Origin of the sequence: Oceanobacillus limi, from assembly GCF_900111445.1 — a bacterium.
Classification (GTDB): Bacteria; Bacillota; Bacilli; order Bacillales; family Amphibacillaceae; genus Ornithinibacillus; species Ornithinibacillus limi.
On the sequence record NZ_FOHE01000026.1, the window covers coordinates 22,034 to 40,099 of the forward strand.

At 36.3% G+C, this 18,066-nt stretch carries 16 protein-coding genes, 2 tRNA genes and 2 rRNA genes; 3 read left to right on the forward strand and 17 right to left on the reverse strand.

All coding sequences use genetic code 11. From position 1 onward, the window contains the following. A partial coding sequence (locus BMX40_RS20450; RefSeq protein WP_170840851.1) for an NTTRR-F1 domain occupies positions 1 to 518 on the reverse strand: 518 nt, incomplete at its 3' end. A gap of 449 nt (positions 519 to 967) precedes the next feature. Here BMX40_RS20450 and BMX40_RS18225 point away from each other — a divergent pair. Next, on the forward strand, positions 968 to 2,344 hold the full coding sequence (locus tag BMX40_RS18225; protein ID WP_244513656.1) for a glycosyltransferase family protein: 1,377 nt from the start codon (positions 968 to 970) through the stop codon (positions 2,342 to 2,344). Between the two features lie 127 nt (positions 2,345 to 2,471). Here the strand turns inward: BMX40_RS18225 and BMX40_RS18230 are convergent, their stop codons facing one another. The 3 genes from BMX40_RS18230 to BMX40_RS18240 are packed head-to-tail and all read right to left on the reverse strand — an operon-like array spanning position 2,472 to position 5,351. After that, positions 2,472 to 3,185, reverse strand: a complete 714-nt coding sequence (locus tag BMX40_RS18230) for an N-acetyltransferase (protein ID WP_090872646.1) — start codon at positions 3,183 to 3,185, stop codon at positions 2,472 to 2,474. A 1-nt stretch (position 3,186) separates the two neighbouring features. Beyond that, a complete protein-coding gene (locus BMX40_RS18235; protein WP_244513658.1) occupies positions 3,187 to 4,245 on the reverse strand; it encodes a Gfo/Idh/MocA family protein in 1,059 nt (352 codons plus the stop codon). Continuing rightward, positions 4,245 to 5,351 carry a DegT/DnrJ/EryC1/StrS family aminotransferase gene (locus BMX40_RS18240; RefSeq protein WP_090872650.1) on the reverse strand — a complete coding sequence of 369 codons (1,107 nt, stop codon included), beginning with the start codon at positions 5,349 to 5,351 and terminating at the stop codon, positions 4,245 to 4,247. The genes BMX40_RS18235 and BMX40_RS18240 overlap by 1 nt, the downstream gene beginning before the upstream one ends. A 194-nt stretch (positions 5,352 to 5,545) precedes the next feature. On the opposite strand from BMX40_RS18240, the gene BMX40_RS18245 reads away from it, so the two are divergent. After that, positions 5,546 to 6,862, forward strand: coding sequence for a nucleotide sugar dehydrogenase (locus tag BMX40_RS18245; RefSeq protein ID WP_090872652.1), 1,317 nt, complete (start codon positions 5,546 to 5,548; stop codon positions 6,860 to 6,862). 223 nt (positions 6,863 to 7,085) lie between these two features. Here the strand turns inward: BMX40_RS18245 and BMX40_RS18250 are convergent, their stop codons facing one another. From BMX40_RS18250 to moaC, 3 genes are all read right to left on the reverse strand, one after another. Further along, a complete protein-coding gene (locus BMX40_RS18250) occupies positions 7,086 to 8,504 on the reverse strand; it encodes an MDR family MFS transporter (RefSeq protein ID WP_090872654.1) in 1,419 nt (472 codons plus the stop codon). Positions 8,505 to 8,603: 99 nt separating this feature from the next. Beyond that, the gene (locus BMX40_RS18255) at positions 8,604 to 9,236 is read right to left on the reverse strand and encodes a redox-sensing transcriptional repressor Rex (RefSeq protein WP_090872656.1); all 633 of its coding nucleotides are present in this window, start codon (positions 9,234 to 9,236) and stop codon (positions 8,604 to 8,606) included. Next, on the reverse strand, positions 9,237 to 9,728 hold the full coding sequence (gene moaC / locus BMX40_RS18260; protein ID WP_090872658.1) for a cyclic pyranopterin monophosphate synthase MoaC: 492 nt from the start codon (positions 9,726 to 9,728) through the stop codon (positions 9,237 to 9,239). A 132-nt stretch (positions 9,729 to 9,860) separates the two neighbouring features. Between moaC and BMX40_RS18265 the strand changes: the two genes are divergently transcribed. Further along, on the forward strand, positions 9,861 to 11,783 hold the full coding sequence (locus BMX40_RS18265) for an ABC-F family ATP-binding cassette domain-containing protein (protein ID WP_090872660.1): 1,923 nt from the start codon (positions 9,861 to 9,863) through the stop codon (positions 11,781 to 11,783). Between the two features lie 39 nt (positions 11,784 to 11,822). On the opposite strand, the gene BMX40_RS18270 is transcribed toward BMX40_RS18265, so the two are convergent. The 10 genes from BMX40_RS18270 to BMX40_RS18315 form a co-directional block, all read right to left on the reverse strand. Then, positions 11,823 to 13,055, reverse strand: a complete 1,233-nt coding sequence (locus BMX40_RS18270; RefSeq protein ID WP_244513660.1) for an FtsW/RodA/SpoVE family cell cycle protein — start codon at positions 13,053 to 13,055, stop codon at positions 11,823 to 11,825. Positions 13,056 to 13,209: 154 nt separating this feature from the next. Then, entirely contained in the window at positions 13,210 to 14,220 is a 1,011-nt protein-coding gene (tsaD, locus tag BMX40_RS18275) for a tRNA (adenosine(37)-N6)-threonylcarbamoyltransferase complex transferase subunit TsaD (RefSeq protein WP_090872662.1), read from the reverse strand. Then, positions 14,217 to 14,666 carry a ribosomal protein S18-alanine N-acetyltransferase gene (rimI, locus tag BMX40_RS18280; protein ID WP_090872664.1) on the reverse strand — a complete coding sequence of 150 codons (450 nt, stop codon included), beginning with the start codon at positions 14,664 to 14,666 and terminating at the stop codon, positions 14,217 to 14,219. The genes tsaD and rimI overlap by 4 nt, the downstream gene beginning before the upstream one ends. Further along, positions 14,659 to 15,366 (reverse strand): tRNA (adenosine(37)-N6)-threonylcarbamoyltransferase complex dimerization subunit type 1 TsaB, encoded by a 708-nt coding sequence (gene tsaB, locus BMX40_RS18285; RefSeq protein ID WP_090872668.1) that lies wholly within the window; start codon positions 15,364 to 15,366, stop codon positions 14,659 to 14,661. Before tsaB ends, rimI begins: the two co-directional genes overlap by 8 nt. Before the next feature lie 188 nt (positions 15,367 to 15,554). Then, positions 15,555 to 16,004: a tRNA (adenosine(37)-N6)-threonylcarbamoyltransferase complex ATPase subunit type 1 TsaE gene (gene tsaE / locus BMX40_RS18290; protein WP_425287871.1), complete on the reverse strand. Its 450-nt coding sequence runs from the start codon at positions 16,002 to 16,004 to the stop codon at positions 15,555 to 15,557. Between the two features lie 10 nt (positions 16,005 to 16,014). Next, positions 16,015 to 16,992 (reverse strand): thiamine-phosphate kinase, encoded by a 978-nt coding sequence (thiL, locus tag BMX40_RS18295; protein ID WP_090872672.1) that lies wholly within the window; start codon positions 16,990 to 16,992, stop codon positions 16,015 to 16,017. A gap of 204 nt (positions 16,993 to 17,196) precedes the next feature. Continuing rightward, positions 17,197 to 17,273 (reverse strand) — tRNA-Asp (locus BMX40_RS18300). A 72-nt stretch (positions 17,274 to 17,345) separates the two neighbouring features. Then, positions 17,346 to 17,422 (reverse strand) — tRNA-Met (locus tag BMX40_RS18305). 325 nt (positions 17,423 to 17,747) lie between these two features. After that, a 5S ribosomal RNA gene (rrf, locus tag BMX40_RS18310) occupies positions 17,748 to 17,863 on the reverse strand. A 94-nt stretch (positions 17,864 to 17,957) separates the two neighbouring features. Continuing rightward, positions 17,958 to 18,066, reverse strand: a 23S ribosomal RNA gene (locus BMX40_RS18315); the annotation flags it as partial.

Genomic DNA, 18,066 nt, shown 5'->3' on the forward strand with positions numbered 1-18,066 from the left:
CCCGGTGCTCCCGTTGGACCGGTTGGGCCCGGTGCTCCCGAATCACTTACATCTAGTAATGAGACATCGTCTACATATATAAACGGAGCAGTTAATGAGCTAATCGGCTTACTAATAATCACTTGAGCTTGAGTTGTGCCAGTTGGGGAAACATCTGTTGTTTGATAAACTTCTAACCAAGTGTCATCTAAAATTACAGGTATACTACCATATTCAATTTCAGTTTCTAAACCAACCGCCACGACATTATTCGCATCATCTAGAAATAAAACTTGAAGAAGTATGGTCGGACTTTGCTGAAGGTTGCTTTTTGACAAGGAAACCAATAACTCATAAGCTTCACCTGGCTCAGCAGGAACTATTTGAGATAAGGAAGCAGCGACTGTACTATTAGCAAGTCTAGCTGAATAATTCCCAGAATGAGCAAACTCAGAAATGATATCAGCATTGATTACTTCCCATCCTGTAAAATCACCGGTCTCAAAGCTACCATTTACAATTAGATTATTAATTGTCAATTTTTATTCCTCCTTTTCAGTTATTTTTGTTTCTTTACTAGATTCCTCTAGAATCGAAACTCAAGATTATACTATGAAATATCCGATTACTTGTTCAGGCAACTACCCCCTAGTAGAATAAAAAAGCTAAATTGTACTTCTTATAGGCTTTAACAGTATATTTTCTAGTTCATATATTATAGAAATTACGGTTTAAGTCATTTTCCTTGGGATTCTATACTCATAAGCTATTAAGGTCATTAGAATAATAATAAATATTAGACATTCCGTTGTTTATAGGAAATCTATATATAGTAGGATAAATGCTGAGGCTTAGTAAACTTTTGGTCACTAACGGATGAATTTTAGTAAATCTGAGGAGTATACATAATCAGCCATTCATGTTCCATGCATATAATAAAGAAGACATATTAGACGACGAAAGACATTTTTAGAAAGGTGTTTTTACTATGATATCTATAACCGAGAAGTGTCTCACTATAATTGGTTGTAAAAATATAGAAGAAGCTAAGAAAATATTAAAAGCATTACCTAAATCGGATGAAAGCGCCATATTTTTTATTATTAAATCTATTATTGAATTAGATAAAGGAAATGTGGAAGGAGCCTGGTTTTGGTGCTGGCGAGGTCTTGAAATTCACACAAATAATATCAATTTATTGCTATGTATAACTGTTATAAATGTACAGATGGGCAGAAAAGAAAAAGCATTTCATTATTTTAATAAATACAAATCATTAGTTCGTAATCCGATTAAATTTGAAGAACTGAATGAACTGTCACCCAATAAAACAGCATGCAATCCAAAAATATTACAAGGAACGATGGAAATAGCCAACCAAATGAATACCATTGCAAAAGGCACCTCTAAACTAGAAATGGATAACAATACATTAAATTACTATCCTGCCTATTTGGATTATCCCTCGGACCTAATATGGCCGATTGCCCAAGAAAATGACCGAAGTAAGTTAGAACTTCAATTAAAACGCTTGTCTAACCAACTCATCCAACTGTACGATTTATTCCACTTTCATTTCGGCACTTCCTTAACATTAGACCACTCTGATCTCGATCTCATCAAAGTTCAACAAAAGAAGGTTATCATGCACCATTGGGGGAGTGACGTACGAATGCTGTCCAAAGCAATCCGAACAAATCCATATGCAAAGACAAAAATTAGAAGGGAAGACTTAATTGTACAAAAGCTATCCTTTCTATCCAATAAAATCTCTCATTGTATTGTTGCTGATGAAGAAATGTATCAATACGTAAAGGACTTTTATGAACATGTTTATATTGTTCCCCTGATGATAGATCTTTCTTTGTATTATCCATTGCCTAAGGTTACGAAGAATAAGTTAACCATTGTTCATGCACCAACATCCCCAAATATAAAAGGGACGCCTTTTATACTAGAAGCCATTTCAAAACTTAAAGAACGGTATGATTTTAACTTTATCCTTGTACAGGGTAAATCTCATAAGGAAGCAAAACAAATTTATCAAGAAGCCGACTTAATTATCGATCAATTGCATATTGGTAGCTATGGTTTATTAGCCGTAGAAGCAATGGCAATAGGAAAACCTGTTATGGGATGGATCAGTCCCTATATGAAAGAAAAATACCCCGATGATTTGCCTTTATTAATTGCTAACCCTGAAACAATACGTAGCCAGCTAGAGTATGTATTAACAAATCAAGATTTGCTTCCAATTATCGGAAAACAAAGTCGATTCTATGTAGAAAAGTATCATGATATGAAACAGAACAGCAAACAAATCGCACAAATTTATACTAATTTACTAAATGGTACGGATATCTGACCACACTTATTAAAATAAAGGTGTTTCATTCTAGAATGGTTGCAGCGTGCTTATGCATGCTTACCATAGATTTCTATCAGCATATAAACTCCCCCGTTTCAGCTTCAAAACGGGGGAGCAATCATTCTTATTCTTGAGTTGTGGTCTTATAATCTATTTTTCTTGCAGGACTCCCTACTACCACATAACTATCTAGGACATCCTTTGTCACTACCGCCCCCGCTCCAATAACTGCTTTTCTTCCAATGGTGATTCCCGGGAGTAAAGTTGCATTGTTGCCTATTTTGGCCTCAGACTTTATGATAGGTCCTTGATGCTTGTAATTACCCTCTCCCATATATTTATCGTTAGATGATGAAAAACACGGACCAATAAAAACATAATCTTCAATAATCATATCTGCGGTAATATATGCCCCTGTTTGGATCGTAACATGTTTGCCAATTATTGTATTCATTTCAACCATCGCGCCTCTGCCGACAATACTATTTTCTCCAATTGACACATTTTCTCTCACACTAGATAAATCTCCAATAAAAACTCCTTGATGAATGGTTGACCCCTTGTAGAGCACGGTACTACAACCAACATTTACATGTTCATGAATGACTAATGGTGATATTGATCTACCTGGCTTTCTTGCCATCGTTTGATTTGAGGATGGTGTTTTTCCTATAACAGATAAATCATCAATTGTTACATAATCACCAACTCTAGTATTTTCTTTAATAATGACATGGTTTCCTATCGTGACATTATCTCCAATACATACGTTTCTCTCTATAATAACTTGTTCACCAATCTTCGTATTATCACCAATAGTTACGGTATCGTGAATCACTTTATCCCTCCTTCATATCTTTTGTTGAAAAAAATACTAACGGAAGATCTACAACTTTATTTAATCGATACGATTCATAAATACCAAAGATAGTCATAAGCGAATTACTGGCTTCTTGGACATCTACTAACACCTGTTCTTCTTTGTTTTCAAGTACGTTCATAAAATTTTCATACATATAAACATGTTCGTTTTGGTCATTTATCAATTCTTGTAATTTATCAACATTAGTTAGGTTAGTCATATAACAGCGTTCCAATCTATTAAAATTAGAACCTCCTATAGAAATGGTCCCTTCCTCGCCAAAAATGGATAAATTATAACCAAGATTATTCGGTTGAGTAATCGTATTTGCTTCAATAACTCCTCTCGATCCATTGGTGAATGTGATAATTCCAGCTGCCATATCCTCTGTTTGTTTCACCCTTGAAAAGTTAGCGATATCGCCATATACAGATTTCACGTCCCCCATGAACCATGTAAGGAGGTCAACTAAATGGATTCCTTGATTAATTAGCATACCTCCGTCTTTCTCCCAGGTTCCTTTCCAATTCGATTTCGTGTAGTAATTCGTAGGTCTGTTAACCCTCATAGAAGCCGTACCAAAGTGTAACTTACCAAGCGCTCCGAGCGTAATTAACTCCTTTATCTTTCTCATAATTGGACGGTATCTTAACTGGTGACAGACGATTACTTGTTTTTGTTTCGCCTTAGTTAATTCGTGAATTCGTTTTACTTCCGCTAACGACAAAGCTAATGGTTTTTCTAAGATGACATGTTTATCATGTAATAAAGCCTGAATTGCCATTTTTGCATGTAAATTGGAACCAGTTGTAATTACAACAATATCGATCGTGTCATTTTTCAGTAGCTCGATATAATCATGATACTGTTTAACTGATGTGATTGGCTTTAGGGTTGTATATTTTTGAACAGCTTCTTTCATTCTAATTGGTTCAATGTCACTAATTGCCACTAGCTCAGCTCTGTCTATTTGACTGATGGTTTGTAAATGCTTATTAGCTATATAACCGCACCCGATCAGACCTACCCGGTACATCAATTTTTTTCACTCGCAATCTTTAACATTTCGATCACTTGGTCCTGGTTTTCTACCTCTAAAAAAGGATGCATAGGGATAGCGAATATCTCGTCGGACACCTTTTCCGCAATTGGAAAATCACCAGAACGATATCCAAGATTTTGGTATGCCTCCTGAAGATGAAGGCAACGCGGGTAGTAAATTCCTGTTTGGATACCATAATGACCAAGAAATTCTATTATTTTCTGTCTAGAAGTAGATCTTAAGCAAAATAGATGAAAAACATGATTTCGATCAGGTAACATGGCTGGCAAAACCAGTTCAGGAACATCCTGCAATTCATTCATATAATACTCCGCTATGGAAGCCCTACGCTCATTCCAATAGTCAATCTGTTTCAAACACTCTAACAAGATTGCTGCATGAATTTCATCTAGTCGGCTGTTATAACCAATTTCTTGATGATAATATTTTTGATTACTCCCATGAACCCGTAATCTCCTAATCCTATTTGCCACTTGTTCGTCCGCTGTAGTAATCATCCCACCATCGCCAAGAGTCCCTAGGTTTTTGGTTGGGAAAAAAGAGAAACAAGCTGCATCTCCAATACTACCGACAGCTTTTTGTTTATAAGTTGCCCCAAATGCTTGGCATGCATCTTCAATTACAAGTAAATGATACTCCTTTGCGACTGCTTGAATTTCATCCATATTAGCTGACTGACCAAATATGTGCACAGGAAGGATTGCTTTTGTTCGTGGGGAGATTTTCTCCTTGAGTTGGTGTGGACTGATATGAAATGTATCAGGGTCAATATCAACAAATACTGGTGTCGCACCAACTCTTGTAATAGCCTCTGCAGTGGCAAAAAAAGAAAATGGTGTTGTAATAACCTCGTCACCCTTTCCAACATTATAGGCATCTAATGTTAGTACTAGTGCGTCTGTTCCATTCCCAACAGCAATAGCATATTTGACATCTAAATGTTCTGCTATTTGTTTTTCTAGTTCGTTTACCTTTGTTCCTAAAATGTATTGTCCACTTTCTACTACTTCACTTATGACTTCAACAATATTATCTTGAATAGATTGAAATTGTTTTTTTGAATCAATTAATGGAATCATCTTCTCACTCCTTAACAGTAATATCCTTATATGTGTATTTAACAGATTGAACTAGAGTAACGGCATAAGTTAACAGATAAGTTAAATCAGCGTAAACCCTAGTTATAATGCCTTTTTTAGTAACAGCCTAGAACAATCTATGAAACAACGACATATAAAATAATAGCTCTCAATTACGAGAAAGGGTAGTTACAATGAGTTCAAATACAGAAACAGGAATTAGAATACTAAAAACAAACACACCTACAGTTGGGATAGTTGGTTTAGGGTATGTTGGATTACCTGTTGCACTAGGCTTCGCAAAAAAATATAAAGTCATTGGATATGATATAAACAATACCAGAATTACATCCCTAAAAAATCATGTAGATGAAACAAAAGAAGTTTCGGAGAGTTCTCTGAGGGAGGCCGCAATAGAATTCACAATAGATCCTGTAAAACTAGAAAAATGTAATGTAATAATTGTTACTGTACCAACCCCTTTAAATAAGTATAAAGAGCCTGAACTTTCGCATATTATAGGTGCATCTAAAACAATCGGAGAGAATTTAAACAAAGGAACGATCGTAATCTATGAATCAACCGTTTTTCCAGGTGCAACAGAAGAAATCTGTATACCACTATTAGAACATCATTCAGGTTTACGAAGTGAAGTGGATTTTTTTGTCGGATATTCCCCAGAGAGGATAAATCCAGGAGATAAAGAACACACTTTCCCAACGATTGAAAAAGTGGTAGCAGCCCAAAGTAAACTAGCACTTGAAGAAATATATAGGTTATATCAAAATGTCATTGATGCGAAAATTCATAAAGCATCATCGATTAAAGTAGCCGAAGCTTCTAAAATAGTAGAAAATACGCAACGAGATATTAATATTGCTTTTATGAATGAACTATCTATCATCTTTCGTAATCTAGGTATCAACACGTATGAAGTATTAGACGCTGCTAAATCAAAATGGAATTTCTTACCTTTTACCCCTGGATTAGTTGGTGGTCATTGTATTGGTGTAGATCCTTACTATCTTATTCATAAATCAAAGATGGAAGGTTATACACCAAAGTTTATTACGACAGCACGTTATATCAACGATCAAATGCCGACTGTAATTGCAGATTTTATAGTAAAGTACATTGATGACAGAAGACAAAACCATGATCTACCGAGAGTTGGTGTATTAGGAATTACGTTTAAAGAAAATGTTCCTGATATTCGTAATTCTAAGGCAATTGAAATTATCGAGCGACTAAATAATTTTGGAATAGAAATATATGTCCATGATCCTTATGTAAATGAAGAAGTGATTTCAGCACCAATTAAATTGGTTGATTGGAATCAATTGAATCAGTTAGACATAATCATTCTAGCAGTTCCTCATCATGTATATTTAAATAAGGATGTTGAAGAATTTGTACAACTATTTAGGAATAAGCAAGGATTGATTATGGATATTAAAGGAGTTTTACAGCAATTTAACATCCCCGAGGGAATAGAAGTGATTAGTTTATAGATAGGTACACAATTATAAAACGAACGAATTTAATTTCATAAGAAAGAGGTGATTTCAATGAAAGCAAGACGATTAGTAAAGGCAAGCTCGCAGTCGAAAAGAATAATTACCAAGAAAAAATCAGGAGGATGCGGATGCGGAAAAAAGACAATAATTAAAAGATAATAATAAAGGTGCCAGGCACCTAAAAAGGAGTAGCCCGAGATGGTGCTACTCCTTTTTCTTAACTCGCTTTTTCCTCTTCTACTTCACTTAACTCCTTCGTCCCTTTTAAAACAAATGAAAGTGGTACAACGAGTAAGATAACAATTCCAGCTATTAAAAACGCCTCATTTAAAGCCTTTAATGTCGCGGCTTGCATATCTGTATTCAAAGTAAACAGTTGTGCACGACGAACCTCATAGTAAATCGAGAAAAATACAATCCCAAAGGAAGAGAAAATTTGTCGAATCACATTATTCATTGCTGATCCTTGTGCTACCTGTTGATCTGGGATAGCGTTCATTCCAGCTGTAGTTGCTGGCATATTACACATCCCTAATCCTGCGCTACGAATGACATTTATGATTAAAATAAACCAGAAAGATGTTGATAACGTATTAAAACCAAGTGCTAGAGTAAACGAGCCTAAAATGAATAAACCTACTGGAACGACATATTTGGGGCCCTTTTTATCTAGTATCTTCCCACCTAGCGTCATAAATACCCCGCTCATTAATGCAGCTGGTAGGAATAATAACCCTGTTTCAATTTCCCCTAAGCCATATACATTTTGGATTAGCAGAGGTAGTAAGAATATGCCGGAAAATAAACCAATTGATGCACTTGCGGTCACGACAATAGAAACAGAATAAGTTGGGATCTTAAAGATAGATAGATTTAATAATGGTTGTTCCTGCGTATTTTCATACTTTACAAAGATAACAATTAAGATTGCACCAATCGCAAGTAACGTTATACTTAATGGTGATAATAATAGTTCTAATGTAGAGCCGCGTCCCAATGCAAATAAAATGGACCCGACACCTAAAGTAATAAGAATGAATCCAATTACGTCAAATTTCAGATTAAGGTTTTTCTCCGTTGGTTTCAGATATCTAATACAAAACAATATACCTGCTATGGCAAAAGGAATATTGAAAAGAAATAAAAATTCCCAGCGGAAAAATTCAATCACAACTCCACCAACTGTTGGACCAATTGCCGGTGCAACCATGGCAGCTACCCCGTAGGTACCAACCGCTACGCCTCGTTCATGGCGTGGGAACGCTTGAAAAATAAGCGCCATGGCAATTGGCATCATTAATCCACCAGCCATCCCCTGAATCGCACGCGATATTATAATCATCGGCAGAGAAGATGCTAGCGCGCCAGAGATAGATCCTAATAAAAAGATTACTAGACCGGTTATATAAATTTGCTTTTTTCCAAACCTGTCACCTAGAAAACCAGTCACTGGCATGACCATCCCCATGGCCACCATGAAAATAGTTAGCATCCAACTAACCGCAACAGCATCTGCATCAAACATCTCCATAAATCGCGGCAATGTTGGATTCAACATACTATTATTTAAAATGACGGTAAACGTTCCAAATAAAACCGATATGACAACAAGCCACTTTTGATGAATTTTACTCATACAATCCTCCAAATAAATTATTTCGAGTTACGAATTACTTTTAGCATAACAAAAAAGAAGATACCTGTCACTCGTCAAAATCCGACAAGTGCCAGGCACCTATTTGTCAAGGGGGTAGTGTTTTAAAAAGTAGACGAGTGCTTGTAGTTCGACTGCTAGGTCGATGTGGTGGACTCGTACGTGATCGGGAACGGTGATTCTTGCTGGTGTGAAATTTAAAATGCCTTCTATTCCTTGTTCTACTAGTCTTTCTGTTACACTATCCGCTTCACTAGCTGGAATGGTTAATATCGCAACTTTAACATCTTTCATTTTTTCTTCTAAGTCATCGATATGGTAGATAGGGATACCACCAATTTCAGTTCCTACTTTATCTGGATCTGCATCAAAAGCCATCATTATTTTTGTATTATTGTTTTTCACAAAATTATAATGTAGAAACGCTGTCCCTAAATTACCAACACCAAACAATGCAACTTCGGTTAATTCATCTTGATCCAAGGTTTTACGGAAAAAGCCTAGTAAGTATTCAACATTATAACCATATCCTTTTTTACCTAATGCTCCAAAATAAGAGAAGTCCCTCCGAATCGTAGCTGAATCAACCTTTACGGCATCACTTAATTCCTTCGAAGACACTCTACTTTTTCCTTGATGCTGCAAATTGTTTAAAAACCGATAGTATAGTGGTAAGCGTTTTGCAGTAGCTTGTGGTATCTTATTTTGGTCCATTTAGTTTTCCCCCTCATGATGATAGTCTCCCGATTTACCGCCTGTTTTCTCTAGAAGGAACGTATTACCAATAATCATTCCTTTATCAATAGCCTTACACATATCATATATCGTCAGAGCCGTAGCAGAAGCAGCCGTTAACGCTTCCATTTCTACTCCCGTACTTCCCTTCGTCTTAACCATTACATCAATTTCTAATTCATATTTATTAGATGCTATATTCCAATTAAAGGCGATATCAATTCCTTTTAATTGCAAAGGGTGACACATTGGTATCCAATCAGATGTCTTCTTTGCTGCCATAATTCCTGCAACTTGTGCAACAGCAAGTACATCGCCTTTTTCAATTTTTTGGTCAATAATTTTTTCATAGATTTCCTTGGACACAATAATGCTAGATCTCGCAACGGCAGTTCGTTCTGTTTCATTCTTTTCACTAATATCAACCATCTTTGCTCTACCTTGAGCATTAAAATGTGTAAAATCTGACATAAGCTCATCTCCAATTCAGTATCCTTTTCTATTTTATCAGAAAAACAATGAGAAGTCGTGATTATTTTCACAATTAGTATTGCTTCTCTCTTTAATCATGCGATAAACTGTTACTATCTGAGGTGAAAGCGTATGATAATTATGCAATTAAATGGGATTTCGAAATCCTTTGGAGCAGAAGAAATCCTATCCAATGTAAAACTAGAAATTAAAGATAAAGATAGAATAGCAATTGTTGGTAGAAATGGAGCAGGAAAATCAACATTGCTTAAAATAATGGCAAACGAGCTTTCCTATGACGAAGGAGAGTTGTTCAAACCAAAAGATTTAACGATCGGTTATCTGTCCCAACATACAGGATTAGAATCGACAAATACCATTTGGAATGAAATGCTAGAGGTTTTTGAGGACTTACTCGTGCAAGAAAAAGAGCTACGTAGCTTAGAAGCAAAAATGTCTCAAGCAGCCAGTTTATCTGAATCTGAATATGAAAAAGTTCTTAAGGAATACGATAAATTACAGCAAGCATTCGAAGAAAATGGTGGATACCGTTATGAGGCAGACATAAAGGCTGTTTTATCTGGACTCAATTTTCAGGACTATGATGATCAAACACCAATTAATGAATTGAGTGGTGGACAGAAAACGAGATTATCTCTTGGGAAACTATTGTTAACAAAGCCAGATTTACTCATATTGGATGAACCAACAAACCATCTTGATATTGAAACATTAGGTTGGTTAGAAGGCTACTTGGTAAGTTACCCAGGTGCCGTAACAATCGTATCCCATGATCGGTACTTCTTAGACAAAACAGTATCCATTGTGTACGAGGTCTCTCGCCATAAAACAAAGAAATATCATGGAACGTATAGTGATTTTTTAAATCAAAAGGCACTAAATTATGAACAAGAATTAAAGGAATTTGAAAAGCAACAAACTGAAATGAAAAAAATGGAAGAATTTATTCAGAAAAACATTGTTCGCGCTTCTACAACGAAACGTGCGCAAAGCAGAAGGAAACAACTGGAAAAGATGGATAAATTAGATAAGCCACTAGGAGACGAAGGTTCGGCTGCTATGTCGTTTCAAATCAACAAGCGAAGTGGTAATGATGTTTTAAAAATCAATCAGTTATCCTTTCGCTATGATGAGGAGAGTGAATCTTTATTTACCGATCTAAAGCTTCATATTAATCGTGGGGAAAGCATTGCACTTGTAGGACCTAATGGGATTGGCAAAACGACATTATTAAAAATAATTACCGGAAAACTTCAGGCAACACATGGAACCATCCAACTCGGTACCAATGTTCAAATTGGTTACTACGATCAAGAACAGGCGAATTTAAATACTTCCAAAACTGTTTTGAACGAACTATGGGATGATTATCCACATATTAATGAAAAAGATATCCGGACAGTACTTGGAAACTTCTTATTTTCTGGAGATGACGTACTTAAACCCGTTCATTCATTAAGTGGTGGAGAAAAAGCCCGTTTAGCACTTGCGAAATTACGAATGCAAAAAGCAAACTTACTTATATTAGACGAACCGACCAACCATTTAGATATTGATAGTAAGGAAGTATTAGAGGCTGCCTTAATTGATTTTCCAGGTACAATCATTTTCGTGTCACATGACCGGTATTTTATTAATAAAATCGCAGATCAAGTTGTAGAAATGCAAAAAGATGGTGTCAGCATTTATTTAGGTGATTACGATTATTATATGGAAAAGAAACAAGAGGAAGCAGAGCTGGAGCAATTAAACAACGTTGAAAGTACACCAGAGAAAGCTACTGAAAAGAAATTAAGCTTTAAAGAAGAAAAAAGGTTACAAAGTGAACAACGAAAACGAGAGCGTCAAATTGCTAAGCTTGAAAAAATGATTGAAGAACTAGAAGAGGAATTATCCACAGTAGAAGAAGAAATGGCGGAACCTGAAGTCTATGAAGATCATGAAAAAGCTTTAGCATACACCGAAAGGACAAATGAATTAAAACAAGCGATCGAAAAACGAATGGAAGAGTGGACTTCCTTACAAGAAGAATAAAATGAAGAGAAAAATCCCACATGACAGCTCATGTGGGATTTATTTAAATAAATAATCATTTTTAATTGTGTTTTCAACAGCAACCCGGTATACCAAACCAAATCCAATCATTGTGGATAACACAGAACTTCCTCCATAACTTATCAACAGAAGTGGGATTCCTGTAATTGGCATAACTCCGATCGTCATCCCGATATTTTGAAAGGCATGGATCAATAATAAACTCATATATCCGAAACAAATAAACGAACCAAACGAGCTATTATGATAACTATTCAAGCCTAAAGTTACCAGGCGATAAAGCATTAGGAAATATAATAATACAACAGCAGCTCCTCCAATAAAGCCAAAGCTTTCTCCGATAATGGAGAAGATAAAGTCAGTATGAGCATCAGGTAGATTTACAACCTGTAGTCCACCTAGTCCTTTCCCAAATAATTGTCCTGAACCGATCGCCAGCATGGATAGATCAAATTGCCAAGTATCATTACTCGTCTGCTGAGTAGGGTCAAACCATGTTAGGATACGATTCACCTGATAAAGTTCGATTCCGATTACATCCTGTGCTAAATCCGGAAATTGAATAACTAACATTAATAAGCCTGCAGCTATCACTGAAACAAGTCCCATGAGTCCAACTAAAATTTTCCAATCAATTCCAGATAAAAGGACCATCATTCCTGCAATAAACACGTATACCATTGATGTACCAAAGTCTGGCTGCATCATAATAAATGCTACTGGGATCGCGGTTATCAAACCTATTTTAACTAATAAGAATATATCTGTTTTGACTGTTGCCTTGTCATATTTGTTTTTATGGTGACTAATGGCAGCAGCTAGGAAAAGAATCGTGGTTATCTTTGTAAATTCCGCTGGTTGCAAAGATAAACCTGGGAAAGTAAACCAACTTTTTGTTCCACGAACCTCCGCCGCAATACTCTCTGGACTAATCAACAAAACAATTAGAACTAAAACACCAATACCATAAGTAAAAATACTAGCTTTATATAATTGATCCAATTCAAAATACTGGATAGCAGCTACAATACAAATACCTATTGAAAACCATACAACCTGTTTAAGAACATAATTCTCTCCAGCATTCTGCGGCATTTGCTCTGCATTATAAATAGCTAGCAAACTTACACCTATAAACATCAATAATAATATGATTAAATCATTTTGTAAGTAATAAGACTGTTTCTTAGACATCCTTACGACACCAAATTCCTCTTTATATTTTTTATTGGTACCCCAAAATTTATCCACAAGCACAAAATCATTAAACACTGCTTATCAACATAGTTATGCACATTGTCCACAATCACGCAAAAAGTTATGCACAATTTTTATTAACAGATAGTAGGTTGATTTATTAAGTTATACAAAAGATATTCACAGTATTGTGGATAACCCTTGTGTACTATTTTAATAACAAGGATGGATTTCCATTTAAGTCTAATCCTGAACGTGCTCCCTTTTCATAAGCTATTGTTCCAGCAGCAGCAATCATTGCTGCATTATCAGTACACAAATGAAGAGGTGGTATCAATAGTGGAATATTTGTACTCGAAAATTTCTCTTTTAAAACTGTACGCAAACCATTATTTGCTGCTACTCCCCCAGCAACGATAACCTGTTTTACATTATATTGTTTTGCCGCTTTTAACGTCTTGGTTGATAAAACATCAACAACACTAGCTTGAAAACTAGCAGCTATATCTTCATTTTTCAATGTCTCTCCACGTTGTTTGGCATTATGAATTTTATTAATTACAGCAGACTTTAAACCACTAAAGCTAAAGTCATAACTATCCTCTTCTAGCCAAGCACGTGGGAAATCGATGGTAACTTCTCCCTCACTAGCTAAACGATCTATTTGTGGACCTCCTGGATAAGGTAGCTCTAACATTCTTGCTACTTTATCATAAGCCTCTCCAGCAGCATCATCCCTCGTTTCGCCTATTACCTCATAACTACCATGCTCTTTCATTAAAACGAGTTCTGTGTGCCCACCTGAAACAATCAAAGCTAATAAAGGAAAATCAAATTCCTGCTCGAGACGATTGGCATAAATATGTCCTGCTATATGGTGTACCCCTACTAGTGGTTTTTGTTTTGCAAACGATATAGCCTTTGCAGCATTAACCCCTATAAGTAAGGCACCTACTAAACCAGGACCTTCTGTAACCGTGATTGCATGGATATCTTCCCAGTTCAAACCGGACTCTGTTAAGGCTTCCTCTAGTACAACTGTTATCTGCTCTACATGATGACGGGAAGCTATTTCTGGAACAACTCCACCGAATCTTTTATGACTATCAATTTGAGAAGCAACAACATTTGAAATAACCTCTGTACCATTTTTTACGATTGCAACTGCTGTCTCATCACAACTCGTTTCAATTCCTAGAATATACGTTTCATTTGTCATACTAAATTCACCCACATTACGATCGCATCCTCATTGTCGTCTTTATAATAGTTTTTGCGTATTCCACCAGGTACCAAGCCAAACTTTCGGTATAGCCGTTGAGCAATGGTGTTAGAAGCACGGACTTCCAACGAAAGCCTCTTAACCCCCATTCCGATAGCTTGTTGTAGGGTAAATCGAAATAATTTTTCACCAAACTTATTTCCTCGTAACGCTGGTAAAATTGCAATATTAGTAATTTGTGCATCGTCAATCACGATCCACATTCCAACATAGCCAACTACTTTTTTCTCAATTAACATAACAAAATAGTGAGCATGTTGATTCTCTACTATCTCTTGTAGAAAGATTTCTCTGGACCATGGCGTTGTAAAAGAAGCCCTTTCTACTTCCATTACTTGATCGATATCAGAGAGCTCCATCTTTCGAATTGTTAATTCAAGCATTCTTACTTTTTCCTTTTTGTGCCTTTAGCCATTTATCTTCAGCTTCAGCTAATCGTAAATAATTGGGGGCAAGTGCATGTGTGTCCTCTGCTTCATAATGGCTCCCTGCTAACGCCAAATGAGAAGGCTTGGCTATTTGATACATATTTTCTGGAATAATAGCTAAATCACCTAGTTTTGCTTTAATCATTTCGTAGTGTTTGTTCATGTCCGGACTCAAGAATAGAACTTTTTCATTTTTATTTACTAAAGTATCTAACCATTCTTCAAACAACATATTACATTCTTCGCCTACCAATTGTAATTTATTCTCTTTCCACTTATATAGCCCCGTAAAAACCAGGCCTCTACGAGCATCAAAAAAAGGGCATATATAAGATTCGAAAAAACGTCCCTGATATGCAAGCACCTCTAAACTAGAAACACCTACAATTGGTATATTTAACGTCCAGGCGAGTGTCTTTGCGGTTGTTAATCCAATTCGCACACCTGTATAGGATCCGGGACCTTTAGCAACAACTATTTTCTCTATCTGATCAGGTGTCATATTAACCTCGTTCATTAAACGATCAATTGCAGGCATAAGTCTTACGGAATGATTTTTTGCAACATTGGTAATAACCTCGCCTACTAATTCATCATTTTTCATTATGGCAACACCTAATACTTGATTGGATGTATCAATTGCAAGTATGTACATGATTTATCTCCTTCTCGTCATAAAGTAAACCTTCAATCAGTGGGGGTCTTATTGCCAGTTATATGCGGGATAGAGTGAACCTTCCATCCCCACGGATTGTTAGATGAACGAATCGATCATTTACGAACAGTTAATTCCCACCTTTTTCCTACGTGAACTGGGTTTCTTACTGCTTGTATGTAGAATACTTATCCAAGTAATTCTGTTACCACTTCTTCAAAATGAGAACCTTTTGGGGTGAAATCAATTAATCTTGAGTGCTCCCCAACATAGCTAATCTGGATATTCAGTATGTCCTCAGGTAAATATTCTTCAATAAATTGCGCCCATTCCACAACCGTTACACCTGAGCCATGAAAATATTCCTGAAATCCTATATCCTCATCCGAGTTTTCTAAACGGTAAACATCCATATGATATAAAGGTAAACTTCCCTCATACTCTTTTATAATTGTAAAAGTGGGACTGCTCACTGTCCGTTTCACACCAAGTCCCTGTGCTAAACCTTTTGTAAAAGTTGTTTTTCCCGCTCCTAAGTCACCCTCCAACGTAAGCACGTCACCAGGCTTTAACAGATTTGCTAAGCGCTGAGCTAATTTTATCGTCTCTTCTTCTGTATTTGACTTATACTGATTCATACTAATTATGTCACCTTCTTAAATGATTGTAACCATTTTTCACTAACCGTTCTATTTTATCATTATTATAATGTAATATCACCTGTCCCTGAAACTTAGATTCAGAGCTTACAAATCCTATTTTACTAAGTTTTGTTTTGGTCTTTTCAGCAGCTTTTTCAATCAAATGCCAATCCTTCTCAGGTACAGTCCCCATCAATTCAAAATCTTCGCCTCCATAGTATTTCCATTTTGTTTGAAGAGATAAAGGGAATTGACGAAGATGTTCGCTTATTGGAATATCACTATCATAGAGATGTAAACATACGTTTGATGCCTCTGCAATCTCATTTGCTTCACTTGCTATACCGTCACTTATATCGTTTAAACTAACTCTAGAGATAGGCTCTAATTCTCGAGCAAAATGAATTCTTGGAGTGGGCATTCGGTGTCTTTTTATTAAAAAGTCCTCTCCCTGATCATATTGCCCTGGATTGTTAATTATATGAAATCCAGCCTGTGAATCCCCTAGTGTCCCCGTTACAAACACAATATCATTGTCTTCAGAAGTTTCTCGATACCATGCTTTTGCTTTATCAACATACCCGATTACAGTTATCGAAATAGTTAATTCTTCTCCTGAAACTGTATCGCCACCAATTAAATCCATTTGATAATCTTTTGCTAAATCTTTCATACCTTGATAGATTGAATCTAAATCTACTGTAGACCACTTTTTAGGAATGGCAATAGCAACAAGATAAAAAGCCGGATTTGCACCCATCGCAGCTAAGTCACTTAAGTTGGCAGCTAGAGCCCTGTAACCGATATGGTAAGGTTCCATTGTATTGTTTGTAAAATGAACGCCCTCTACAAACATATCCTTAGCTATTACTATATCCTGCGTTTGTTGCCTAAAAACGGCTGCATCATCACCTATTCCTTTTATAATGGATGACTGTTTGTATGTTTTTTGTTTAATTGAATCTATAAATGAAAATTCATCCATGTAATCATACTCCTTAAACCATTTAAGTTCTACACTTATCATAGCAAAAAGAGTAATAAAAGAAAAAATATATTTCGTAATGATGCCTTGTTTTTATACTAATCCGTTAAGATCAACTTCTCATATCATTTTAATCGAATCATACAAAAAACACATGATCTCATTTGAAATCATGTGTGAATTTATGTATTTATTCATTTTAAATGGCGGTCCGGACGGGACTCGAACCCGCGACCTCCTGCGTGACAGGCAGGCATTCTAACCAACTGAACTACCGGACCATTGGTTGATCTTCACAACACTACTGATTTTAATTTAAATTGTAGTACTTTGTTCAAGTTATAAAAAAATTTTGGTTGCGGGGGCAGGATTTGAACCTACGACCTTTGGGTTATGAGCCCAACGAGCTACCAGACTGCTCCACCCCGCGGTATAAGAAAAGATATTAATTTGTTTAACCTCTTTATTAAGAGATATCCTCTTGTTCTGACCCCTACATCTTCTAGCTTATTCATGGAAGTATGATGCTTCGGGGTTACTCGCAGTTCATTCGGTGGATGTGATGCTCGTTGCTCCACCCCGCGGTATAAGAAAGATATTAATTTGTTTAACCTCTTTATTAAGAGATATACTCTTGTTTTGCCCCTACATCTACTAGCTTATTCATGGAAATATAGTACTTCGGGGTTACTCGCAGTTATTCGGTGAATGTGATGTTCGTTGCTCCACCCTGCGATATAGTTAAAAAATTTTAAGCCTGGCGGCGTCCTACTCTCGCAGGGGCAAAGCCCCAACTACCATCGGCGCTGAGAAGCTTAACTTCTGTGTTCGGCATGGGAACAGGTGTGACCTTCTCGCCATCGCTGCCAGACCTAAAATGATTAGGTGGATTGATGTTATTTGTTATAAATAACCCAATTTGCACCTTCAAAACTAAATAAGAGTAATACAACGATTAAAATGAGTTAGTTAAGTCCTCGATCGATTAGTATCCGTCAGCTCCACGTGTCACCACGCTTCCACCTCGGACCTATCAACCTCATCGTCTCTGAGGGATCTTACTCACTCGAAGTG

Bases quoted from the DNA above. Each gene is read 5' to 3' on its own strand.
- BMX40_RS18225 (WP_244513656.1), top strand. From the start codon at position 968: ATGATATCTATAACCGAGAAGTGTCTCACTATAATTGGTTGTAAAAAT.
- BMX40_RS18235 (WP_244513658.1), bottom strand. From the start codon at position 4,245: ATGTACCGGGTAGGTCTGATCGGGTGCGGTTATATAGCTAATAAGCAT.
- BMX40_RS18240 (WP_090872650.1), bottom strand. From the start codon at position 5,351: ATGATTCCATTAATTGATTCAAAAAAACAATTTCAATCTATTCAAGAT.
- BMX40_RS18245 (WP_090872652.1), top strand. From the start codon at position 5,546: ATGAGTTCAAATACAGAAACAGGAATTAGAATACTAAAAACAAACACA.
- BMX40_RS18250 (WP_090872654.1), bottom strand. From the start codon at position 8,504: ATGAGTAAAATTCATCAAAAGTGGCTTGTTGTCATATCGGTTTTATTT.
- BMX40_RS18255 (WP_090872656.1), bottom strand. From the start codon at position 9,236: ATGGACCAAAATAAGATACCACAAGCTACTGCAAAACGCTTACCACTA.
- moaC (WP_090872658.1), bottom strand. From the start codon at position 9,728: ATGTCAGATTTTACACATTTTAATGCTCAAGGTAGAGCAAAGATGGTT.
- BMX40_RS18265 (WP_090872660.1), top strand. From the start codon at position 9,861: ATGATAATTATGCAATTAAATGGGATTTCGAAATCCTTTGGAGCAGAA.
- tsaD (WP_090872662.1), bottom strand. From the start codon at position 14,220: ATGACAAATGAAACGTATATTCTAGGAATTGAAACGAGTTGTGATGAG.
- rimI (WP_090872664.1), bottom strand. From the start codon at position 14,666: ATGCTTGAATTAACAATTCGAAAGATGGAGCTCTCTGATATCGATCAA.
- tsaB (WP_090872668.1), bottom strand. From the start codon at position 15,366: ATGTACATACTTGCAATTGATACATCCAATCAAGTATTAGGTGTTGCC.
- tsaE (WP_425287871.1), bottom strand. From the start codon at position 16,004: ATGAATCAGTATAAGTCAAATACAGAAGAAGAGACGATAAAATTAGCT.
- thiL (WP_090872672.1), bottom strand. From the start codon at position 16,992: ATGGATGAATTTTCATTTATAGATTCAATTAAACAAAAAACATACAAA.